Source organism: Kribbella sp. NPDC026611, from assembly GCF_040638345.1.
Classification (GTDB): Bacteria; Actinomycetota; Actinomycetes; order Propionibacteriales; family Kribbellaceae; genus Kribbella.
In genome coordinates, this window is the sequence record NZ_JBEZYC010000009.1 from 275408 (window position 1) to 296368 (window position 20961).

The window sequence follows — 20961 nt, forward strand, 5'->3', positions numbered from 1 at the left end:
AGAGGCCCGTGGGCTGGCACGGGATCACGTAAAGCTGCTGGTCGCGGAGGGGTTGGCCATCACGCACACGCGGTTTCGACCGGATCGGCGAGCACCTGCGGCCCGGCGACCTGTTGCTCGTGAACACGTCCGGCACGCTGCCTGCCGCTGTGGACGGCACTGGGATCACTGTGCACTTCTCCACAGCGCTCGACGACGGCACGTGGGTAGTCGAACTGCGCAACGGCGGTGCGCCGATGCTCACTGGCAGCGTGGGCGACCGGGTCGAGCTGCCAGAGGGCACGCTGACGTTGCTGGGGCCATACCAGGCTGGAGGCAGGCTGTGGATAGCCAAGCCACCGGTGCCGGACGTGCTCGGTTACCTGCAGCGGAACGGTCGGCCGATCACCTACAACTACGTAGGCCGGCGTTGGCCGCTCGCGTCATACCAAACGGTCTTTGGGCGCGAGCCTGGCAGCGCGGAGATGCCTAGCGCCGCGCGACCGTTCAGCTTCGAGCTGGTGAGCCGCCTGGCGTCGCAGGGCGTGCTGATCGCACCGATCCTCCTGCACTGCGGCGTCTCGTCGCTGGAGACGCACGAGCCACCGCCTCCGGAGCGGTACGCCGTATCCGCGCACACCGCTCGCCTGGTGAACTGGACCAAGGCGACCGGTGGTCGCATCGTCGCCGTCGGCACGACCGCGGTCCGGGCCATCGAGTCGTCCACCGAGGGCGGTTCGGTCGTGGCTTCCCACGGCTGGACCGACCTGGTCGTCGGGCCGGCTCGTCCGGTACAGGTGGTCGACGGGCTGATCACCGGGATGCACGCCCCGGAGGCGTCGCACCTACTCCTTCTGGAGGCCGTTGCGGGTGTCGAGCTGGTGCAGCGTGCTTACGACGCGGCGCTCGAGCACCGCTACCTGTGGCATGAGTTCGGCGATGCTTGTCTGCTGCTGCCCTGAGGCGGCAGGTCCAACGTTTCCGGGGCGGGCTCGTTTGTCCACAGCACGTGGGCTCATGTGGATGTCCTTACCAAGTTGGTCCCCCGTCGGGACGTCACTGGTCAGACGAGCGAGCCACTCCCGACGTCACGGGAGTTCACCGAACCGACGTGAAGTTGTGGCCTAGGCCGATTGTTTGTTGCGGCGCCGGCGCTTGGCGAGCTGGAGGTAGATCCAGGCGACGGCCGCACCGGTGACGAAGCCGCCGAGGTGGCCCTGCCAGGAGACGCCGGCGATCGTGAACGAGAAGAGTGCGGTGATGACGACGTACCCGATGATCCACGTGACGTCGAGGTTGCGGGCCCGGCTGATCACCAGCAGGGCGCCGACCAGGCCGAGGACTGCGCCGGAGGCACCGAGGGTGGCGGAGCCCGGCGGCGACAGCAGGCAGACCGCCGCGCTGCCGCCGAGCGCCGACAGCAGGTAGAGGATCGCGAACCGGAGCCGGCCGAGCATCTGCTCCAGCATCGGACCGAGCTGCCAGAGCATGAACAGGTTCGAGAAGATGTGGAAGATCTGCACGTGCGTGAACGCCGACGTGATCAGCCGCCACGGCTGCGAGTCGACCAGCACCGGGACGAGGGTCAGGTCGTTGACCAACCCCCCGCTCGCGACGTGCACGACGATGAACACCAGCACGTTGAGCGCGATCAGCCCGTAGGTCACGAACTGCGCGTTCGCCCGCTGCAGGCCGCCGAGCGAGGTCCGGGTCCGCGGGATCGACCGGACGCCCTCGTTGAAGCAGCTCGGGCACTGGAAACCGACCGCGGCGCTGTTCATACAGTCCGGGCAGATCGGCCGGTCACAGCGCTGGCAGCGCACCCCGGCGGGCCGATCCGGGTGCCGGTAGCAGACGGTGTCGGTCACGCGGTGGCGTCCTTCTCTGCGGTGCGCGGGGCCGGGTCCCGGCCCCGCACGAAAACGTCAGGCGTTCTTGCGGTCGATGGTGACCGCGGTGATCACGATCGGCTCGATCGGCCGGTCGCCGGGCGCGGTCTGCGCGGTCGCGATCGCGTCCACGACCTTGCGCGAGTCGTCGTCGGCGACCTCGCCGAAGATCGTGTGCTTGCGGTTCAGGTGCGCGGTCGGGACCACGGTGATGAAGAACTGCGAGCCGTTGGTGCCGTGGCCGCCGCGGATCCCGGCGTTCGCCATCGCCAGCAGGTACGGCCGGTCGAACTGGAGCTCGGGGTGGATCTCGTCGTCGAACTCGTAGCCCGGGCCGCCCATGCCGTTGCCCAGCGGGCAGCCGCCCTGGATCATGAACCCGTCGATCACCCGGTGGAAGCCCAGGCCGTCGTAGAACCGGGCGTTGCTCGGCTGGCCGGTCTTCGGGTCGGTCCACTCCTGGGTGCCCTCGGCCAGGCCGACGAAGTTCTGCACGGTCTTCGGCGCGTGGTTCGGGAACAACCTGAGAACGACGTCACCCTTCGACGTCTGCAGGGTTGCGTACAGCTCTTCGGCCACGGGGTCACTCCTAGTCGGGGTACGGCGGTACGTGTCGATCCTGTCATGTGGGACCAAGAACAGCTGCAACAACCCACCCCGGCGGGCGAACGTGTGGGACTGGCGGGGCGGGGGCACAGGGTTATCGGCCGGTGACGTCGTACGATGCAGACGGAACCGGATTTGTCCAGAGCCGTACCAGAGAGCCGTACCAAGACAGCCCATGTCGCCGATGGGCGGGAGCGCTGTCCGGATGACGGGTGGCACGAGGAGGGAACCGTGGGTTTGAGGAAGTCCAAGGGCCGGGTCGAGACCGCGAAGGATCGCGTCCGGCCGCTCGCCGAGTCGGCGTCGGAGAAGCTCGGGCCGGCCGTCGACCAGGTCCGTGAGCACCTCGGGCCGGCGATGGGCACTGCGCGGGAGAAGGTCTCGCCGTACGCCGAGAAGGCGGTCGAGCGTGGTGCACACCTCGCTCACGTCGCGGTCGAGAAGGCGAGCCCGGTGATCGACGAGGCGCTCGCCAAGGTCGGACCGGCCACCGAGCACGCGGCCGAGAAGGCGCGTGAGCGGCTGAACGACGACGTCCTGCCGAAGGTGACGGCCGCGCTGGCGTCGCTCGCGGCCGCCGCCGAGCCGGTCCTCGAGGAGAGCGCCCGTCGCGGCAAGGCCACGAAAGCCGCGCTGAAGGGCGAGCTCGGCGTACCGAAGAAGAGCCACAAGCTCCGCAACTTCGTCTTGTTCCTGGGGCTCGGCGCGATCGCGGCGGCGGCAGTGAAGAAGCTGCTCACCCCGCCGGAGCCGGCCTGGCAGTCGACCCCGACCAGCGGTCGCGACTACAGCTCCGCCCCGGCCGGTACGACGCCGCGCCCGGCGGACAGCACCGCCGCGAATGGGAAGACCGAGACCCCGAAGGCCGAAGCGCCCAAGGCCGAGGCGAAAGCCGACGCCGAGGTCAAGACCGACGAGGCCAAGACCGACGAGGCCAAGACCGACGAGGCCAAGACCGACGAGGCCAAGACCGACGGCAAGGCGGACGACACCGAAGTAAAGGCGACGTCGAACGGCGCCGCGAAGAAGACCACAACCAGGAAGTCGACCGGCTCGAGCGAGTCGAAGCCGACCGATTCCTGATTCCGGCCGCAACGGCGAAGGCCCGCGAACCCTGATGGGGTCGGGGGCCTTCGTTCTTCCCAGAGGTCAGTTGAGCGAGTCCGGCTTGGCGATCGTGTAGCGGCCGGCCGAGAGCAGCTGGGTGGCGTACCGGTGCGTGATGCACGGGTAGGTGCCGCCGCAGTTCTGGCAGACCGCGTCGTTGCGGTGCAGCCACGGCAGGAACCTGAACCGTTTGATCCACGTCATCGGCTCCCGGTCCGGAGCGTGCACTTGGAGCGCCGCGCGGGCGGCGTCCTGGATCTCGGGGGCGGACCATTCTTCGGCGCTCTTGTCCATCAGAGCGCTCAGGTCGGGGTGGAGGTGGTCGGTGGAACGCGCTTTGTTCATTTGTGTGTCTTCCGGCAGGTGGGAGGGCGGACCAATCGCTCGCTTCAAACGTGAGGATCAGATCGCTGAAAGCAACGGTAGTCGTCCAGCGGTTCCCGGCGCGCCCTGCGACGGCCGGCCGGGTGTCAGATCTTCGTTAGGACCAGAGCGTCTCGAGCGAGACCCGCGCCTCGAGCTCGAGCAGGTGCCGCTTCTTCGGGATCCCGCCGCCGAAGCCGACCATCTTCCCGCCCGCGCCGACGATCCGGTGGCACGGCACCACGATCGGCAGCGGGTTCCGGTTGCAGGCCGTGCCGACGGCCCGGGACGCACCGACGTCATTGCTGACGATCCGCGCGACCTCGCCGTACGTCTGCATCTCGCCATACGGGATCTTCCGCATCTGGGTCCAGACCGCGCGCTCGAACTCGGAGCCGCCGCGGACGGACAGCGGCAGGGTGAACTCCTGCAGCTCGCCGGCGAAGTACGCCGTGAGCTGTTCGGCGGCCTCGGAGAGCAGCGGATCGGTGTCACCCGACCGGCCGGCCAGGCCGAAGTGCACGCGGCAGAGCCCGGTCTCGTCGACCGCCAGTGTGAGGTCGCCGATGGGTGAGTCGATCACGGACCAGCGCATGCGGCCATCCTCTCGCGGACCACCGACACTTTCTCGCGGGAATGCGGCACGGACGGACGGCGACGTGATGTCCTCGCCCGGTCACGCGGTGTTGTGCTACATGTGATCCATGCCGCCGTCCCCACCCCCGCTGGACCGGTGGTTCAGTTCCGAGCAGGCGATGGGTGTGGCGGCATCGATCCTGATCGGCCTGGTCACCGTCACCACGTGGGCCACCGCGTGGTCCGACTGGTACTCGTACCAGACCCTCAAGCGGTACGGCGACGACCCGGACCGCCTCGGCGAGGCCGACCTGATCTCCGGCTCGCTCGGCATCGTCGCCGCGCTCGCGCTGCTCGCGGCAGCGGCGGTGTTCATCATCTGGCTCTGGCGGGTGCGGTGGAACGCGGAGATGTTCTGCCGCGGCGAGCACCGGTTCACCCGTGGCTGGGTGCTCGGCTGCTGGCTGGTCCCGGTGGTGAACCTCTGGTACCCCAAGCAGGTCGTCGACGACATCGTCGCCGCCAGCGACCCGGCCACCGATCCACTGACGCCGAGCCTGAAGGAGATTCCCGGCACCCGGCTGGTCTGGGCCTGGTGGTTGTCGTGGGTGGTCGGCCTGGTCACCGGAAACATCGTGCAACGAGGCGTGATTCACGGCGCGTCGCAGCTGGGTGATCTGCGCACCAACGTCATACTGTCCACCGTCTCGGCCCTGTTCACCACGGGCGCGGCGGTGCTGGCGGTGATCCTGATCCAGCGGATCGGTGAGCTGCAGACCCAGCGTCCCTGGGTCCCGTGGTGGTCGGCCGGGCAACCGCAGGACGGCTTCCAACCTCCTGCGCGGTAAACCACACCGTCACGCAGCGTCGGATTGCTCGTTACCAGTGGTGATGGGCGTACGAAAAGAACACGTTAAGTCGGCACCCTCCGTGCAGGGGCCGACTCCCCTCGCGTACTTACTTCGTGGTATCAATGTGGCTCGGTCACGCGGGGGCATTTGGCCGAAACGCCGAACAGACGACGGAGTTCCAGCGACGCGAGGGACGCGAGACGTGAGCCACCCGCAGCCCGCAGTACTGACTGCTGTGCACGAACAGGACGACTGGCAGCCGCACGCGGCTGAGGAGTTCCAGCAGGTCGGGACGGTCGGGAAGATCGCCATCGGACTGCTCGGTGCGTCGACGATCACGCACCTGCTGTCCACGTGGTCCGACTGGAACACGTACTCCGTCGTGCATCGCTACCTCGGCGGGATGCCGAACGTCGACGACGCGGACCTGAACCGCGCCGACGCGATCGCCAAGGTGACCGCGATCCCGAACGTGATCATCTCGGTCGCCGCCGCGGTCGTCTTCGTGATCTGGCTCTGGCGGGCCCGGGTCAACTCCGAGGTGTTCTGCCAGGCCGACCACCGCCGCAGCCACGGCTGGGTGCTGGCGAGCTGGTTCGTCCCCGGCCCCAACCTCTGGTACCCGAAGCAGATCGTCGACGACGTCTGGCTGGCCAGCGACCCGAAGACCCCGGTCTACACCGACGACCTGCGCCGCTTCCGGACTCCGTCGCTCACGTCGGTCTGGTGGGTCGCCTGGATCGCGGCGCTCGCGTTCGACGTGGTGGTCCGCCGGTTCCTGATGTGGATGGAGGCGACCGTCGGGTCGCTCCGCGGGATCGCTCTGGCCGGTACTGCGTCGCTGGTGCTGACCGCAGTGTCCGCGGTGGCCGCGACGATGGTGATCCGCAAGATCAACCACATGCAGACGTCGCGCAAGTGGGTGCCGTGGTGGGACCAGGGCCCGAAGCTCAGCGCCGTCCCGTCGTACGAGGTGACACAGGTCCCGTCGTACGCCAACGACGACACCGACGAGCAGCCCGCGATCTCCGAGCCGATCGCCGCGTCACCGTCGCTCGGTCTGGTCCGCGAGCAGCAGCCGCAGTTGCAGTCCGCCGGAGCCCCGGCGGACAGCCCGTTCGGCCCCAGCCCCTTCGCTCCCGCGCCGACCGCGCCGCAGCCGCAGGGCTTCCCCGTCGAGCCGCAGGCCTTCCCGGGCCACGGGGTCGCCGCCCCGGCCGCGTTCGCCGGCGACCCCGTGGTCGAGGAGTCGCCGAAGTGGAGCCCCTTCGCTCCGGTGGTGGAGGGCTGGCAGGAGGACATCGCCGGCCCGGCCACCGAGCAGTTCAGCCCGATCCAGTCCTGGCAGGAAGAGAAGCCGGCCGAGCAGACGTCGTACGAGGCCGAGCGGCGCGCCTGGGGCGACTACCTGACCACCAACGGCCAGGCGACCTCCGACGACGTCCTCTCGACCAGCACCACCAGCCGGTGGCTCGACGAGGCCGCACCGATGACTGTGGTCCAGCCCGACCCGTACCAGACGTACCAGCCCGAGCCGCAGCAGCCTGTCGCCGAAGAGTCGTGGGCCTCGCGCTACTCCGAGCCGTACTCGTACGAGACGGACTACCGGTCCACTCCGGCGCAGCCAGAGCCCGCACCCGAGCCTGAGCCCGCGCCCGTTGCGCGCGCTGGTCGCCGGGCCGCTCGGGTCGCGGTGGACAGCCCGTCGGCGATCCAGCCGGCCGCCTCCCACGTGGTGCAGCCGCCGTCGGACCACCCGGTGTACGGCGAGTCCGACCACACGGTGTACTCGCCCTCCGCGGACCACAGCTACTACGAGCCCCAGCAGGACGACTTCCTCACACCGTCGAAGCCGCTGCCGCCGGTTCCGTCGTACGGTCCGGAGCCGTCGTACTCCGCCAACGACTACAGCAGCTCGTCGTACGAGAGCTACCAGAGCCCGTCGTACGAGCCGGACTACAACAGCTCCTCGTCGTACGGCTCGACGGAGTACACCAGCAGCTACGAGTCCACCGACTACGGCAACAGCACGGACTACTCCAGCCAGAGCAACTACGGCTACGAGAGCTACAACGGCAGTTCGGAGTACACCGCGCCGAGCACCGAGTCCTACGAGACGTACAGCCCGAACTACGCGTCCGAGTCGTACAGCCCGCAGTACGAGGAGCCGACGCAGTACTCGCAGCAGCAGCCGTACTACGAGCCGCAGCAGCCCCAGCAGCCGACCGACCCGGACGAGCCGACGCCGCCGCGGACCCACCCGCGTCGTCGCTGGACCTGATATGCGCCTGGGCTTTGCCACCCTCGGTTGTCCCGGAGCACCCCTCGACCAGGTCATTGAACTTGCCCAAGGCAACGGTTTCACCGGGCTCGAGCTGCGGACCGCGCCGGACGAGTTCACCAGTACGGCGCTGACCGCGGTCGAGCGGCGCGAGCTGCGGACCCGGATCGAGGACGCCGGCCTGGAGATCTTCGCGATCAGCAGCTACGTCAAGCTCTGCGCGGTCGAGGAGCAGCCGCTGGCCGCCCACCTCGAGCTGGCGGCCGACCTCGGCGCCCGCGGCGTCCGCGTCTTCCCCGGTGACGACCCCGGTACGACGGACTCCCCTGACACCCCCAGCGCCGGAGAGATCCGCGCGCTCGACCGAGTCACGACCGCACCGCGCGACGTCCCGATCCTGCTCGAGACGCACGACTCGCACTCGACCGCGCGCCAGGTAGCGGCCTTCCTCGCCCTGCTCGACTCGGACGTCCCCGGGCACAACGTGAGGGCGCTCTGGGACAGCTCGCACACCTGGTCGCACGGCGAGACGCTGACCGAGGCGTTCAACCTGCTCCAGCCGTGGCTCGAGCTGGTCCAGTTCAAGCAGACCGACTCACAGGACAACTACCGTCCGGTCGCGATCGACACGGGCGACTTCCCGATCCAGGACCTGCTGCGGACCCTCGACGGCACCGACTACCCGCTGTCGCTGGAGTGGGAGCTGAAGTGGCACCCGGAGCTGCCACCGCTCTCCGAGACGCTCCCCGCGGTTCACGCCTGGCTGGGTGCCGGCGCGGTCAGGTAGCTCGCAACCGTCGGGCCGAGCCAGCTGACCACCTCGTCGTCGCGCATGTGCACGATCGGCGGCAGCTCGAGGATGTAGCGGCACAACGCGAACCCGAGCATCTGGGTCGCGACCAGCCCGGCCCGTACGTCGGGCCGGTCGAGCGCGTGCGCCCGGAGCGTCGGTGCCAGCTGCCCGGCGAAGATCCCCCGCATCCGGTCCACGGCGACCTCGTTGGTCACAGCCGTCCGGAGCAGCACCCGGAGCGTGTCGTCGCCGCCCCAGCGCCCGAGAAAGTGCCGCACCAGCGTCTCGCCCAGCGACGCCAGCGGTACGTCGGTGAACACCGGTAGCCGGATGTCGAACTCGGCCGCCGCCGCGAACAGCTTCTCCTTGCTGCCGTAGTACCGGATCACCATCGCCGGGTCGATCGCCGCGTCGGCCGCGATCGCCCGGATCGTCGCGCGCTCGTACCCGTCCGCACCGAACCGCTCCCGGGCCGCCGCCAGGATCGCCGCCCGGGTCCGGTCGGACTTCTTCTCAGCCATACCGCACAGCATATGCCAACAGCTGTTGACTTTTGTCAAGGACCGGCCTAGCTTGAAAGTCAACAAGCGTTGATAAACACGAAAGGGGCAACGATGACTCCCGAGGTTGTGGTGGTCGGAGCCGGACCGGTCGGGCTCGCGGTGGCGATCGGGCTGCGGCTGCACGGGCACGAGGTCGTGGTGGTGGACAAGCAGGCCGAGGGGACGAACGCGTCCCGGGCGTGTGTGATCCACCCGCGGACGCTGGAGATGCTCGACGAGCTCGGCGCGACGAAGACGCTGGTGGACCGCGGGCTGCCGCTGGCGGACTTCGCGGTGCGGGACGGGGACCGGCGGCTGGTCCCGGTCGGGTTCGGCGAGCTGCCTACTCCCTATCCCTTCATCCTGATGATTCCGCAGTACCAGACGGAGCAGGTGCTGCTGGCACGGCTGGAAGAACTCGGCGGCTCGGTGCGCAGGCCCAGCACTGCGGTGGGAGTGCAGCAGTCCGCCGACGGGGTCGAGGTCACGCTGGACGATGGCGAGGTCATCCGGGCGCAGTACGTGGTGGCAGCTGACGGGATGAACAGCGTCGTACGGGAGCTGGCGGGGATTCGGATGCCGGGGAACACGCTCGAGCTGTCGTGCAGTCTGGCGGATGTGCGGGTGGACGGCGGGCTGCCTGTGGACGAGGTGGCGCTGTACTTCGCTCCGGCCGGCCTGCTCGTCGTGGCGCCCTTGCCGGACGGGTCGTTCCGCCTGGTCGCGGAGGTGAGTGATGCGCCGGAGCATCCGGACGTCGCCTACGCCCAGCGGCTGCTGACCGCACGTGGACCGCACAAGGGGCAGCCGAAGGTGACCGAGGTGGTCTGGGGGTCACGGTTCCGGATCCACGAGCGGGTGGCCGACGAGTACCGCGCCGGTCGGGTCGTGCTGGCCGGCGATGCCGCCCACACCCACAGTCCCGCCGGTGGTCAGGGCATGAACCTCGGCCTCCGCGACGCGGTCACGCTGGCCGACGCGTTGTCCACAGCCCTGCACGGGGACGAGTCGGATCTCGACGCGTACGCCGTCAACGCCCGCGCCGAGGCGGTCCGGGTGATCGGGCTCGCGCACCGCTTGACCCGGCTGGCCAACCTACCGAAGCCGGTACGCCCGGTGCGCAACGCCGTACTCCGGCTGGCCGGGATGATGAGCAAAACGCAGCAGGGGCTGGCGAAGCAGCTTGCAGGCTTCCCTGAGCGGTGAACCGGCCTCTACCCTCCAGTTACCAGAAGCAACACCGTGACTACTGGAGGTCATCGTGAACCGCCCCAAACGATGGACCCGGATCATCCCCTTGGCCCTGGCGGCCGTCCTGGCCGCCGGCGCCGCGAGCCAGGTGCAGGCGACCGCGCCGCTGGATCGGAAGTTGCAGCAAGCCGGCGACCTGGTCCAGCTGCTCCGGGTCAGCACCCCGACCCAGGCTGACCGGCAGCGGCTCGCCGGGCTCGATCTCGACCTGGCCGAGTCGGCCGGCCCCGGCTATGCCGACCTGGTTGCCTATGGCAACAGCGACCGGAAGCTGCTGAAGCTGGCCGGCTTCAGCTGGAAGACGCTCGAGCCCGACATGGCCGCAGCGGATCGGCAGCGGGTGCAGGCCGACGCCGACTACGCGAAAGCCGTTCGCACCAAGGCCATTGCCGCCACGCTCCCCAGCGGACGGACGGCGTACCGCCAGCTGGCCGACTACGACAACGACCTGACCGCGCTCGCGCAGCAGTACCCGACCAAGGCGAAGCTGTTCACGCTCAAGGAGAAGTCGCTCGAGGGCCGGACCGTCCGCGGCCTCGAGATCACCCACAATGTCGGCGTCAGCGACGGCAAGCCGGTGTTCCTGATGCTCGGCGTACACCACGCGCGGGAGTGGCCGTCGGGCGAGCTGACCATGGAGTTCGCCTACGACCTGCTGAAGAGCGACGGCACCGACAGCCGGATCACGAACATCCTGGAGAAGTCCCGGGTGATCGTCGTACCGGTGGTAAACCCCGACGGCTTCAACGTGAGCCGTAGTGGCAGCTACGACCTGAAGCGGAAGAACTGCCGGGTCACCAACGGTCAGATCCCGACCAGTGGCCAGTGCGCGCAGTCGAGCAACCGCTCCCGCGGCGTCGACCTGAACCGGAACTACTCCGGCTTCTGGGGTGGACCAGGTGCGTCGAGCAGCCTCACCTCGGAGACGTACCGCGGAGCGGGCGCCTTCAGCGAGCCGGAGTCCCGCAACGTCCAGGCACTTGTCTCCCAGCACCAGGTGACGACCCTCATCACCAACCACACCTACTCCTCGCTGGTACTGCGGGAGCCGGGGTACGCCAGTGCGGCCAAGACGCCGGACGAGTCGATCTACAAGGCACTGGGCGACCAGATGGCCGCCGCCAACGGCTACACGAGCCAGTGGGCGTACCAGCTCTACGACACGACCGGTACGACGGAGGACTGGTCGTACTACGCGACCGGTGGCCTCGGCTTCACCTTCGAGCACAGCGGGAACACGTTCCACCCGGCGTTCTCCAATGTCGTGAACATGTACCCGGGCAACCGGAACGCCTACCTGATCGCGGCCGAGTCCACGATCAACGCCGCCCGGCACTCGATCATCACCGGAACCGCTCCGGCCGGTGCGGTACTGCGGTTGAAGAAGACCTTCACCACCAAGACCTGGAGCGGGACGCAGCTGCCCGACACGCTCGAGTCCACGATGACGGTCCCGGCCGGCGGCACGTACACGTGGCACACCAACCCGTCGACGCGCCCGGCTGTCGTGCAACAGGGCGGCACCGAGGCCTGGACGCTGACCTGCGAGCAGGCCGGTCAGGTGAAGGAGACCCGGTCGGTCACAGTCGCTCGTGGCGCGTCGGCGACCGCGAACCTGACCTGCTAGCACCTGCTAGCCGGTGGTCGACTCGCGGATCTGCAACGTGTAGGGGACGGTGAGGTCGCACCGCGCGGCCTCACCGTTGCCGGCGATCCGCTCCAGCAACAGGCTGACCGCGCTGTCGGCCAGCCATTCCTTGTCCGGGGAGATCGTGGTCAGCGACGGCGAGTGGTAGCGGCCGTCCTCGATGTCGTCGAAGCCGACCACCGCAACGTCGTCCGGCACCCGCAGCCCGGCGTCGGCGAGCGTGCGGAGCGCACCGAGCGCCAGCAGGTCGTTGAAGCAGAAGACCGCGTCCGGTGGCGTCGGCAGAGCCAGCAGCTCGCGCATCGACGCCGCACCGTCCTCGCGGTGGTAGCCCGTCCCCGCCAGCTCGAGCGCGGGGTCGTGCGGCATACCAGCGGCCTTCAGCGCCTTGCGGTACCCCCTCCGCCGTACCGTGCCGGTGCTGGTCCCGCCGACGCCGATCGCAGCGATCCGGCGACGGCCTAGCTCGATCAGATGCGTGGTCGCGTCGTACGACGCCTGGACCGAGTCGACCGCGACGCGATCGAACTGGCCGCCGGCCGGGCGCTCGCCGAGCAGGACCAGCGGCTTCCCGGTGCTGACGGCGGTCAACTTGGCCGGGACGATCGTGATCGGGGAGAAGATGATGCCGTCGATCAGCTGCCCGCGCATCCCGTCCAGGACCAGCTTCTCGGCCGGGGCCTCGCCCTCGGTCTGGTCGATCAGCACGGTGATGCCGCGGCGCTTGGCGGCCCGGGAGATCACCGCACCGAGCTCCGCGAAGTACGGCGAGGCCATCTCGGGGATGGCCAGCGCGATGAAGTCGGAGCGGCCCTTGCGCAGCGAGCGGGCGCTGACGTTCGGCCGGTAGTCCAGCGCGACGATCGCGGCCTCGACCTTGGCCCGGGTCTGCGCGGTGATGTGCGGGTAGTCGTTGATCACGTTCGAGACGGTCTTCACCGACACCCCGGCCCGCGCGGCCACGTCGCTCAGCCTGGTCGCCATCCGAACCTCCTGTCCCGAACGTGTCGCCCGAGTCTGCCACGGCGGTCGCGGCCGAGATCTTTACAGCCGATGTCAATCGTTGTAGACATCCACGGTAAACGTTGTAACGACCCTCCGGGAGATCCTGATGGCGCGCCTTGTCGTAGATCCGGCCTTCGTGGTCGGCGCCGTCGACCGGCGGCTGTTCGGGTCGTTCGTGGAGCACATGGGCCGCTGCGTCTACACCGGGATCTACGAGCCGGGGCATCCGACGGCCGACGCGGACGGGTTCCGGCAGGACGTGCTCGAGCTGGTCCGCGAGCTCGGCGTCACCGCGGTCCGCTACCCGGGCGGCAACTTCGTCTCGAACTACCACTGGGAGGACGGCGTCGGCCCGAAGGACCAGCGGCCGCGGCGCCTCGACCTCGCCTGGCGGGCGATCGAGCCGAACCAGTTCGGCACCGACGAGTTCGTCGCCTGGTCCCGCAAGGCCGGGGTGGAGCCGATCTGGGCGGCGAACTTCGGTACCCGCGGGATTCGCGAGGCCGTCGACCTGCTCGAGTACTGCAACCTGCCGGCCGGGACCGAACCCGCCGACCGTCGGGTGGCGAACGGCGCCGAGGAACCGCACGGCATCAAGATCTGGTGCCTGGGCAACGAGATGGACGGGCCCTGGCAGATCGGCCACAAGACTCCCGAGGAGTACGCGCGGCTCGCCGAGGAGGCCGCGAACGCGATGCGCCGGGTCGACCCGGATCTCGAGTTCGTGGCCTGCGGCTCCAGCAACGCCCAGATGCCGACCTTTGGCGAGTGGGAGCGCGTCGTCCTCGAGCGCACCTACGACCTGGTCGACCACATCAGCCTGCACGCGTACTACGAGCCGCACGACGGTGACCAGGCCGGCTTCCTGGCCGCCGCGGAGGAGATGGACCGGATGATCGGGTCCGTGATCGCGACCGCGGACCATGTCCGTGCGTTGAAGCGCAGTGACAAGGAGATCACGCTGTCCTTCGACGAGTGGAACGTCTGGCGCCAGGCGGACTTCCCCGGCGAGCTCGGCCTCGAGATCCGCGAGGCCGGCCCGCTGATCGAGGACACCTACACCGTCGACGACGCGGTGGTCGTCGGCAGCCTGCTGATCACGCTGCTCCGGCACGCGGACCGGGTGAAGATCGCTTGCCTCGCGCAACTGGTCAACGTGATCGGACCGATCCGCACCGAGCCCGGCGGCCGCGCGTGGCGGCAGACGATCTTCCACCCGTTCGCGCTCACCGCGCGGTACGCCGGTCCGACCGTGCTGCGGACCGCGATCGCCGACGGCCCGGAGATCGACACCGCCGCCTTCGGCCGGGTCCCGGCGCTGTGGAGCACCGCGACGTACGACGACAGCACCGGGGAGCTCGCGATCTTCGTGGTGAACCGGAGCGAGACCGAAAAGATCGACCTGGAGATCCCGGTGACCGGCCGCCTGGTCCGGCACCTCGCCCTGTACGACGACGACCGGTCGGCCATGAACAGCGCGGACGACCCGGACCGGGTGCAGCCCCGGTCCGTCGACGGCACCGAGGTCGTCGACGGCGTCTGCCGCGCCACGTTGCCGCCGGCTTCGTGGCATCTGATCCAGCTCAGCAGTTGATCCGAGAGGGGACCCGCCCGTGCCTTCCAAGAAACGACTACTAGCAGCAGCTCTTGCTGTCACCGCCCTGGTCGGCGGTACGACGGCGTACGCCGCACCGGCGCCACCGGTGACGTCCACCAACCCGGTGTCGAAGGCCTTCGGGGCCGACTCGTTCGCCGACCCGTCGATCATCCAGGGCCGCGACGGCTACTGGTACGCCTACGCCACCTCCGACCCGCTGGTCGCGAACGGTCCGTTCGGCCTGATGCACATGGCCCGGACCAAGGACTTCAGCAAGTGGGAGTACCTGGGCACTGTCTTCAACGACCAGACCAAGCCCGCCTGGGCCGCGCCCGGCTCGTTCTTCTGGGCCCCGGACATCCGGTACTTCGGCGGCCGCTACGTCATGTACTTCACCGTCACCGACACGCTGGCCAACCCCGGCGGCGACCCTGCCATCGGTGTGGCCACCGCACCGACCCCTGCCGGCCCGTGGACCGCTACGGACGGCCCAGTCATTGCACCGCGGCCCGACGGCTCCGGTGGATACCTGGGCACGATCGACCCGGCCATGCTGACCGCCGCGGACGGCAAGCGGTACCTGTACTACGGCGGCTTCTACGGCGGCCTCTCGGTCACCGAGCTGAGCCCCGACGGTATGCACGCGGTCGGCACCCCCACCCAGGTGACGATCGGCGACCGCTACGAGGGCTCGTACGTCGTCTACCGCGACGGCTGGTACTACCTGATGGGCTCGTCGATGAACTGCTGCGCCGGGCCGACCACGGGGTACTCCGTCTTCGCCGGCCGCTCCAAGTCACCGCGCGGGCCGTTCGTCGACGCGGACGGCGCCGCCATGACCGACTCCCGGGTCGGTGGGACCACGGTCATCACGCAGAACGGCAACAAGTGGATCGGACCGGGCCACCACGCGTTCATCACCGACGCGGCCGGCCAGGACCACATCGTCTACCACGCGATCGACCGCGGTACCCCGTGGCTGACCGACCCGTTCGGCATCAACCGGCGGCCGATGCTGATCGACCGCATCGACTGGATCAACGGCTGGCCCCGCACCAACGCCGGCGCCGGCCCGTCCGAAGGCCCGGTCCCCGCACCGGCCACCGGTTCGTCGTTGGGCATTGACTCCACCGACCCAGCCGCAGGTCTACTCGGCGCCACCCGCACCCAGGCAGACCAGCTCGGCGGCGCAACCGCCACCATCAAAACCGCCGCCCAAACCCGCAACTCAGCCCCCGCCGGCTCCCTCCGCGTAGAGGCAGACGTAAGACTCAGCACCTCGTTCACAACCGTCCTGGGTAATCAGGTCGTTGCGTCCGTTACGAAGGATCGTCTCGTCCTCGTAGTCGGCCGTCGTACAACCTCAGTCCCCCTTCCCGCCGACTTCGACCGCACCCAGTGGAACAAGCTGTCAGTACAGGTGGACGAATCCTCCGTGACAGCGAGACTGAATGACGCAGGCCTAGGAGATGTCTACGCAGAGGCGAAGTTGCCCGGTGTGCGCCTGGGGTCGGCTCCGGTGCGGTGGCTCGGGTCGGCCGAGGTGGACAACCTGACGGTTCGTCCGGTCGCGAAGCCGGTCACCAAGCCGGCTGACGTACCGCGCACCGGAAAGCTCCTCGTCGGCGACGACTTCAACGGCGCCCTCGGGCCGGCCTGGTCCTGGATCCGTCCGGACGCCAACGCCACAGTTGCTGACGGCAACCTCAACTGGCCGCTGGAGAACGCGGACATGGTCGGCAGCGGCAACAACGCCGGCCTGCTCCTGCACGCCACCCCGGCGGGCACGAGCTGGATCGCCGAGACCAAGCTGCACCTCGACACTGGGATCGACGACGTCCGCAACTACCAGCAGGCGGGCATGATCGCGTACCTGAATGACAACGACTTCGCCCGGCTCGGCAACGTCGCCATCTGGAAGACGCGGCAGACGGAGTACGGACGTGAGCTCGTGGCCCGGCCGTCGGACGGTGCGACGTCGTACGGCGCGGCCGCGATCGGGCGGTCGGCGCCGACGCTGTGGATGCGGCTCGCGTACCACCAGAACGCGGCCGGCGAGCACGTCTACCGCGCCGGTACGTCGGTCGACGGGAAGAACTGGACCTGGGGAGCGGCGTGGGTGCTGCCGTCCGCGGCGAAGATCGGGCTCTACGCGCACGGTGAGTTCACCGGCGCGAACCCGCCGCCGGTGGCGACCTTCGACTACCTGCGGTTCTACGAGAGCAAGTAGATGTACACCAATCCGGTCTACGACGGCGGCTTCGCCGACCCACAGATCATTGCTGTCGGCAATGAGTACTACGCCTTCGCGACCAACGGCCCGCTCGGCAACGTGCAGACGCTGCGCTCGACGGACCTGGTGTCGTGGCAGCAGGTCGGCGATGCGCTGCCGTCGTTACCGGATTGGACCGCACCCGGACGGGTGTGGGCGCCCGAGGTCGCGGTGCACGCGGCGGACCGGTTCGTCATGTACTACACGACGCGCGACCTCGCGTCCGGTCACCAGTGCATCGGCCTCGCGGTCGCGTCCAGGCCCACGGGTCCATATATCGACAAATCTCCACGGCCACTCATCAGTCAGGCCGCCGAGGGCGGGTCGATCGACGCGTCACCGTTCCGGGACTCGACCGGGAAACGCTGGCTGTACTGGAAGAACGACGGCAACGCGATCGGCGTCGACACCTGGATCTACGTGTCGGAGCTCTCCGCCGACGGGCTCACGCTCGTCGGCCCGGTGCACCGGCTGATCAGGCAGGACCTCGCGTGGGAGGGCAACCTGGTCGAGGCGCCGTACATGGTGGAACGCGACGGCAAGTTCCACCTCTTCTACTCCGGCAACGCCTTCGACCAGGCGGCGTACGCCGTCGGTCATGCGCTCTGCGAGTCCCCCATCGGCCCGTGCACGAAGTCGGGTGACCCGATCCTGTCGAGCTCACCCGACGCGGCCGGCCCGGGTCACAACATGGTCCTCGGCGACTGGTTCGTCTACCACGCCTGGGATCCGGCCCAGGTCGGCACCGACCCGAAGGGCCGCACGATGTGGCTCTCCCGGCTGACCTGGGACGGTGACCGCCCGACCGTCGAGCCGCCCCGCCACGAAAACCCGTAACCTTCCCGGTCGCCTCCGCATCGTGGTCAGTGAAGACAACGACGAGGGAGCGATTGTGAAGCGACGAAGCATGGTCAGCATGGTGATCGGGGCGGCGGCACTGACCGCGACCGCGATCACCTCGGGCGCCTATGCGACCGGAACGTCCGCGACGGCCGCGACCGCGGCCTGCAAGCTGAGTTTGGGCTCGGTGACGGCCAACGGGTCTCACACCACCACGGGCATCACGGCCGGCACCCCGCCGGTGGTGGGCAAGACCAGCACGACGCCGGGCATCTTCACGTTCGGCCCAGTCCGGGCGAGCTCCACCTTCCAGTCCGAGCCGAATGTGGCGGGCCTGGACAGCTCCGGGTACGTCGTCCTGGCCGACAGCCTCTACCACCGCGCCTACAACTTCAACGCGGGCATCAACGCGACGACGCGCGTCGGTGGCGGCTGGACGAACTTCACCCAGATCGAGCACGTGTACTTCGAGCAGGGCACGACGAAGCACGCGATGTTCTACGGGCTGCGCAGCGACGGCACTCTGTTCCGCTGGAGCGAGGGTGGCAAGGGCTTGGTTGCGGCCGGCTCGGCGACCGGGTTCTCCTCGGTCAAGTCGATGACGCTGATCAGCAAGACCGCGAAGTACGACACGTTCCTCGCGAACACCCGCAGCGGCGCGCTGTACACGATCCGGATCCCGATCACCTCGCCGCTGAAGCCGATCGTCACCAAGATCCGCCCCGGCACCTGGCAGGGCTTCGAGAGCCTGGTCGCCGGCCCGTGCGGCAACTACGGCACCGTCGTCGTCGGTATCGACAAGGACACCAAGACGGCGAACCTGTACGCATTCGGCCACGCGAACGGCACGTCGACTGTGATCAACTCGCTCGGCAAGGTCAACGGCACGTACGCCGACCCGGTCTACTTCCGCTGGGGCCCGGTCGACTACCTCGACGTCATCAACGGCGACTGACGCTCAACCACAGTCCCAGCGGACGGCTTGGTCGGTGAGGCGATCGGTGCCGTGGACCTGATTGTGGTCGTCGAGGTCCCTGGCGTCGATGCCGCTGGCGCCGCCAGGGTCCTTCATCTCCAGTGGGCGTTGGCCCTCCGCCGTGAGCAGGTGGTCACCGACCAGCACCGAGCCGGCGTCGTTGATCGCGGTCGGCCGCCCGCGCCCGGAGTCGAACGGCGTAGCGGGAGTGCCGGCACCGAGTTGCCACTTCACGGCGGTGCCGTCACTCTCGATGCCGACGGCAACTCCACCTCGGACCGCGGTCGCTTCCACCCCGCCGGACAGCAGGGTGATGGTGCCGTCCGGGCGCCAGGACGCCGCGCGTTGCGAGCGGACGGTGGCGCCCTCGTAGTCCCAGTCCATCACAGCACCGACGACCGTGCCGTCATCGTCGATCCCGTTGATCCGCGTCTCGTTGAAGCCGGCCGGGAGGGTCAGGACGTGCGGCTGGTTGGTGGCATCCCAGACCACGCCGTGTGCGTTCCAGAAGTCGGCGTCGTAGACGGCGCCGGCGATCAGACCGTGCTTGTTGTCGATGTACCCGGCGCTCGCCTCGGCGTACCCGGACGGCGTGGCCAGCGGCTCCAGTTCGCCGTCGCGGTAGCGGAAGTTCCGGCGCCCGGCGGCTATCACGATCTGGCCGTCGTCGCTCACGTCGGCGGCGACGGCCGAGCCGACCGGCAGCTCGACCTTCTTCGGTACGCCGTCGTGCCAGCGCACCACCGCCGACTCGCCGCCGGAGAGTTGGCCGTCACCGACGACGAACCGCCCGGCGGGTGCGACCGCGTCCGGGGAGACCGCGGTCATCCCGGCCGGAACGGCCAGCGGGTGCTGCAAGCAGGTCTCCGGCGCCACGGCGTTCGCCGTCGCCGTTCCGACCACCATCGGAACGCCCAGTGCCAGCAGCGCGATCCCAGCCTTCATCGGTCCTCCCTCGTCGTGTGCGACACCGAGGGTGGCAGCAGCACAGGTCAGTCGGACATCGTTTCGATGGCAGCTGAATGGTCCAGGACGTGCGTCAGGATCGCGAGGGCCTTGTCCAGGTCCGGAGTGGACGGAGTGGCGTAGCCGATGACCAGGCCGGGTGGGCCGGGGTTGGTCCGGCGGTAGTCGGAGAGCGGGGCGACGATGACGCCGGCGTCGCGGGCGGTGGCCGCGACCGCTCGGTCGTCGAGGTGCTCGGGCAGGATCAAGGTGATGTGCAGGCCGGCGTCCTGGCCGATGATCTCGCCGTAGGGGCTGAGGGCGGCGCAGGTCTGGGTACGGCGGTCGGCGTACAGGCGGCGGCCGCGGCGGACGGCCTGGTCGAGGTAGCCGTCGCGGAGCATCGAGAGCAGGGCCGCCTGCATCGGCCAGCCGGGCCAGTCGCCGGACTCGGCGCGGAACGACGCAAGCCGCTCGACCATCGACTCCGCGGCGACCAGCCATCCGAGCCGGAGCGCGGGGCTGATCGTCTTCGAGAGTGTGCCGAGGTGGACGACCCGGTCCAGGTCGAGCTGGGCGAGCGCGGGCAGCGGCGCGACGTCGTACCGGAACTCGCTGTCGTAGTCGTCCTCGATCAGCAGCGCGCCGGTCCGGCGCGCCCAGCGGACCAGTTCGTTGCGCCGGGCAACGGACAGCCGGCCACCGAGCGGGTACTGGTGCGAGGGCGTGACGTAGACGGCCGGTACGTCGGTGCTGAGCGCGGAGACCTGGAGGCCGTCCGCGTCGACCGGGACGTCGACGATCTCGAGCCGATGGTCGTGCGCGGCGACGACCGCGTTCAGGTAGCCGGGGTCCTCGATCGCGATCCGGTCCCCGGGCTCCTGGGTGACCGACAGCAGCAGCCGCAGGCCATGGACGGTGCCGTTGGTGACGAGGACGTTCTCCGGGCCGCAGGCGATCCCGCGGGTCCGGCCGACGTGGTCGGCGAGGGCCGCGCGGAGCTCCAGGATGCCGGCGGCATCGTCGTACCCGGGTGGTGGGGACTGCGTGGAGACCTCGCGCCACGCGCGGCGCCAGCCCTGATCCGGGGTCGGGCCGATGTACGGGATGCCGGGGCGCAGCGTCAGCAGGCCGGCGTCGGGATCCACCTTGGCGGCCGTCTGCCGGCGTACGGCGGGTTGCAGCGGCGCGACGTCGGTGACGAACGTGCCGGCGCCGGTGCGGCCCTCGATCCAGCCCTCGGCGTGCAGCTGGTCGTACGCCGCCTGCGTGACGGACCGGGACACAGACAGCTCCCGGGCGAGGTCGCGGGTCGACGGCAGCCGGTGCCCGGCCTGGAGGCGGCCGTCCAGGACAGCGGCCCGGAACTGCTCTGCCAGTTGCAGGTGCAGCGGGAGTGCGGCGGACCGGTCGATGGTCAGCGGTAGCGAGCTTTCCACG

General features: G+C 69.2%; 19 protein-coding genes. 11 read left to right on the forward strand and 8 right to left on the reverse strand.

The window, feature by feature from the left end; translation table 11 throughout:
• The first annotated feature begins 119 nt into the window (after window positions 1-119).
• Complete coding sequence (locus tag AB0E69_RS32700) at window positions 120-941, forward strand: S-adenosylmethionine:tRNA ribosyltransferase-isomerase (RefSeq protein ID WP_360155026.1); 822 nt, start codon at window positions 120-122, stop codon at window positions 939-941.
• Between the two features lie 162 nt (window positions 942-1103).
• On the opposite strand, the gene AB0E69_RS32705 is transcribed toward AB0E69_RS32700, so the two are convergent.
• Window positions 1104-1847, reverse strand: coding sequence for a rhomboid family intramembrane serine protease (locus tag AB0E69_RS32705; protein ID WP_360155029.1), 744 nt, complete (start codon window positions 1845-1847; stop codon window positions 1104-1106).
• Between the two features lie 57 nt (window positions 1848-1904).
• A complete protein-coding gene (locus tag AB0E69_RS32710) occupies window positions 1905-2447 on the reverse strand; it encodes a peptidylprolyl isomerase (protein WP_360155032.1) in 543 nt (180 codons plus the stop codon).
• 258 nt (window positions 2448-2705) lie between these two features.
• Here AB0E69_RS32710 and AB0E69_RS32715 point away from each other — a divergent pair, with 258 nt between their 5' ends.
• Window positions 2706-3557: a hypothetical protein gene (locus AB0E69_RS32715; RefSeq protein ID WP_360155035.1), complete on the forward strand. Its 852-nt coding sequence runs from the start codon at window positions 2706-2708 to the stop codon at window positions 3555-3557.
• Between the two features lie 66 nt (window positions 3558-3623).
• Here AB0E69_RS32715 and AB0E69_RS32720 read toward each other — a convergent pair whose 3' ends face one another.
• Both AB0E69_RS32720 and AB0E69_RS32725 read right to left on the reverse strand, forming a co-directional pair.
• Window positions 3624-3926 carry a hypothetical protein gene (locus tag AB0E69_RS32720; RefSeq protein ID WP_360155038.1) on the reverse strand — a complete coding sequence of 101 codons (303 nt, stop codon included), beginning with the start codon at window positions 3924-3926 and terminating at the stop codon, window positions 3624-3626.
• Window positions 3927-4062: 136 nt separating this feature from the next.
• A complete protein-coding gene (locus AB0E69_RS32725) occupies window positions 4063-4539 on the reverse strand; it encodes a methylated-DNA--[protein]-cysteine S-methyltransferase (RefSeq protein WP_360155041.1) in 477 nt (158 codons plus the stop codon).
• 160 nt (window positions 4540-4699) lie between these two features.
• On the opposite strand from AB0E69_RS32725, the gene AB0E69_RS32730 reads away from it, so the two are divergent.
• The 3 genes from AB0E69_RS32730 to AB0E69_RS32740 all read left to right on the forward strand — a co-directional run bounded on the left by AB0E69_RS32730 (window position 4700) and on the right by AB0E69_RS32740 (window position 8439).
• Window positions 4700-5368, forward strand: a complete 669-nt coding sequence (locus AB0E69_RS32730) for a DUF4328 domain-containing protein (protein ID WP_360155315.1) — start codon at window positions 4700-4702, stop codon at window positions 5366-5368.
• Between the two features lie 205 nt (window positions 5369-5573).
• Complete coding sequence (locus AB0E69_RS32735) at window positions 5574-7652, forward strand: DUF4328 domain-containing protein (protein WP_360155044.1); 2079 nt, start codon at window positions 5574-5576, stop codon at window positions 7650-7652.
• A gap of 1 nt (window position 7653) precedes the next feature.
• Window positions 7654-8439, forward strand: a complete 786-nt coding sequence (locus AB0E69_RS32740; protein ID WP_360155047.1) for a sugar phosphate isomerase/epimerase family protein — start codon at window positions 7654-7656, stop codon at window positions 8437-8439.
• Here AB0E69_RS32740 and AB0E69_RS32745 read toward each other — a convergent pair.
• Window positions 8406-8966: a TetR family transcriptional regulator gene (locus AB0E69_RS32745; RefSeq protein ID WP_360155050.1), complete on the reverse strand. Its 561-nt coding sequence runs from the start codon at window positions 8964-8966 to the stop codon at window positions 8406-8408. The genes AB0E69_RS32740 and AB0E69_RS32745 overlap by 34 nt on opposite strands.
• A gap of 93 nt (window positions 8967-9059) precedes the next feature.
• Here AB0E69_RS32745 and AB0E69_RS32750 point away from each other — a divergent pair, with 93 nt between their 5' ends.
• Window positions 9060-10193: an NAD(P)/FAD-dependent oxidoreductase gene (locus tag AB0E69_RS32750; RefSeq protein WP_360155053.1), complete on the forward strand. Its 1134-nt coding sequence runs from the start codon at window positions 9060-9062 to the stop codon at window positions 10191-10193.
• A 55-nt stretch (window positions 10194-10248) separates the two neighbouring features.
• Window positions 10249-11865, forward strand: a complete 1617-nt coding sequence (locus tag AB0E69_RS32755; protein WP_360155056.1) for a M14 family zinc carboxypeptidase — start codon at window positions 10249-10251, stop codon at window positions 11863-11865.
• A gap of 6 nt (window positions 11866-11871) precedes the next feature.
• On the opposite strand, the gene AB0E69_RS32760 is transcribed toward AB0E69_RS32755, so the two are convergent.
• A complete protein-coding gene (locus AB0E69_RS32760) occupies window positions 11872-12870 on the reverse strand; it encodes a LacI family DNA-binding transcriptional regulator (RefSeq protein WP_360155059.1) in 999 nt (332 codons plus the stop codon).
• Between the two features lie 127 nt (window positions 12871-12997).
• On the opposite strand from AB0E69_RS32760, the gene AB0E69_RS32765 reads away from it, so the two are divergent.
• The 4 genes from AB0E69_RS32765 to AB0E69_RS32780 are packed head-to-tail and all read left to right on the forward strand — an operon-like array spanning window position 12998 to window position 18555.
• Complete coding sequence (locus tag AB0E69_RS32765; protein ID WP_360155062.1) at window positions 12998-14485, forward strand: alpha-N-arabinofuranosidase; 1488 nt, start codon at window positions 12998-13000, stop codon at window positions 14483-14485.
• A 19-nt stretch (window positions 14486-14504) separates the two neighbouring features.
• On the forward strand, window positions 14505-16718 hold the full coding sequence (locus AB0E69_RS32770) for a family 43 glycosylhydrolase (protein WP_360155064.1): 2214 nt from the start codon (window positions 14505-14507) through the stop codon (window positions 16716-16718).
• Window positions 16719-17597: a glycoside hydrolase family 43 protein gene (locus tag AB0E69_RS32775; RefSeq protein WP_360155067.1), complete on the forward strand. Its 879-nt coding sequence runs from the start codon at window positions 16719-16721 to the stop codon at window positions 17595-17597.
• A 55-nt stretch (window positions 17598-17652) separates the two neighbouring features.
• Entirely contained in the window at window positions 17653-18555 is a 903-nt protein-coding gene (locus tag AB0E69_RS32780) for a hypothetical protein (RefSeq protein WP_360155070.1), read from the forward strand.
• A 3-nt stretch (window positions 18556-18558) separates the two neighbouring features.
• Here the strand turns inward: AB0E69_RS32780 and AB0E69_RS32785 are convergent, their stop codons facing one another.
• Window positions 18559-19521 (reverse strand): hypothetical protein, encoded by a 963-nt coding sequence (locus tag AB0E69_RS32785; RefSeq protein WP_360155073.1) that lies wholly within the window; start codon window positions 19519-19521, stop codon window positions 18559-18561.
• A 47-nt stretch (window positions 19522-19568) separates the two neighbouring features.
• Window positions 19569-20960 carry a PLP-dependent aminotransferase family protein gene (locus tag AB0E69_RS32790; RefSeq protein ID WP_360155076.1) on the reverse strand — a complete coding sequence of 464 codons (1392 nt, stop codon included), beginning with the start codon at window positions 20958-20960 and terminating at the stop codon, window positions 19569-19571.
• Window position 20961: the final 1 nt, after the last annotated feature.

Excerpts from the sequence above, each read along its gene's own strand:
- AB0E69_RS32740 (WP_360155047.1), top strand. The coding sequence starts at position 7,654 with ATGCGCCTGGGCTTTGCCACCCTCGGTTGTCCCGGAGCACCCCTCGAC.
- AB0E69_RS32760 (WP_360155059.1), bottom strand. The coding sequence starts at position 12,870 with ATGGCGACCAGGCTGAGCGACGTGGCCGCGCGGGCCGGGGTGTCGGTG.
- AB0E69_RS32775 (WP_360155067.1), top strand. The coding sequence starts at position 16,719 with ATGTACACCAATCCGGTCTACGACGGCGGCTTCGCCGACCCACAGATC.
- AB0E69_RS32765 (WP_360155062.1), top strand. The coding sequence starts at position 12,998 with ATGGCGCGCCTTGTCGTAGATCCGGCCTTCGTGGTCGGCGCCGTCGAC.
- AB0E69_RS32720 (WP_360155038.1), bottom strand. The coding sequence starts at position 3,926 with ATGAACAAAGCGCGTTCCACCGACCACCTCCACCCCGACCTGAGCGCT.
- AB0E69_RS32785 (WP_360155073.1), bottom strand. The coding sequence starts at position 19,521 with ATGAAGGCTGGGATCGCGCTGCTGGCACTGGGCGTTCCGATGGTGGTC.
- AB0E69_RS32730 (WP_360155315.1), top strand. The coding sequence starts at position 4,700 with ATGGGTGTGGCGGCATCGATCCTGATCGGCCTGGTCACCGTCACCACG.
- AB0E69_RS32745 (WP_360155050.1), bottom strand. The coding sequence starts at position 8,966 with ATGGCTGAGAAGAAGTCCGACCGGACCCGGGCGGCGATCCTGGCGGCG.
- AB0E69_RS32725 (WP_360155041.1), bottom strand. The coding sequence starts at position 4,539 with ATGCGCTGGTCCGTGATCGACTCACCCATCGGCGACCTCACACTGGCG.
- AB0E69_RS32750 (WP_360155053.1), top strand. The coding sequence starts at position 9,060 with ATGACTCCCGAGGTTGTGGTGGTCGGAGCCGGACCGGTCGGGCTCGCG.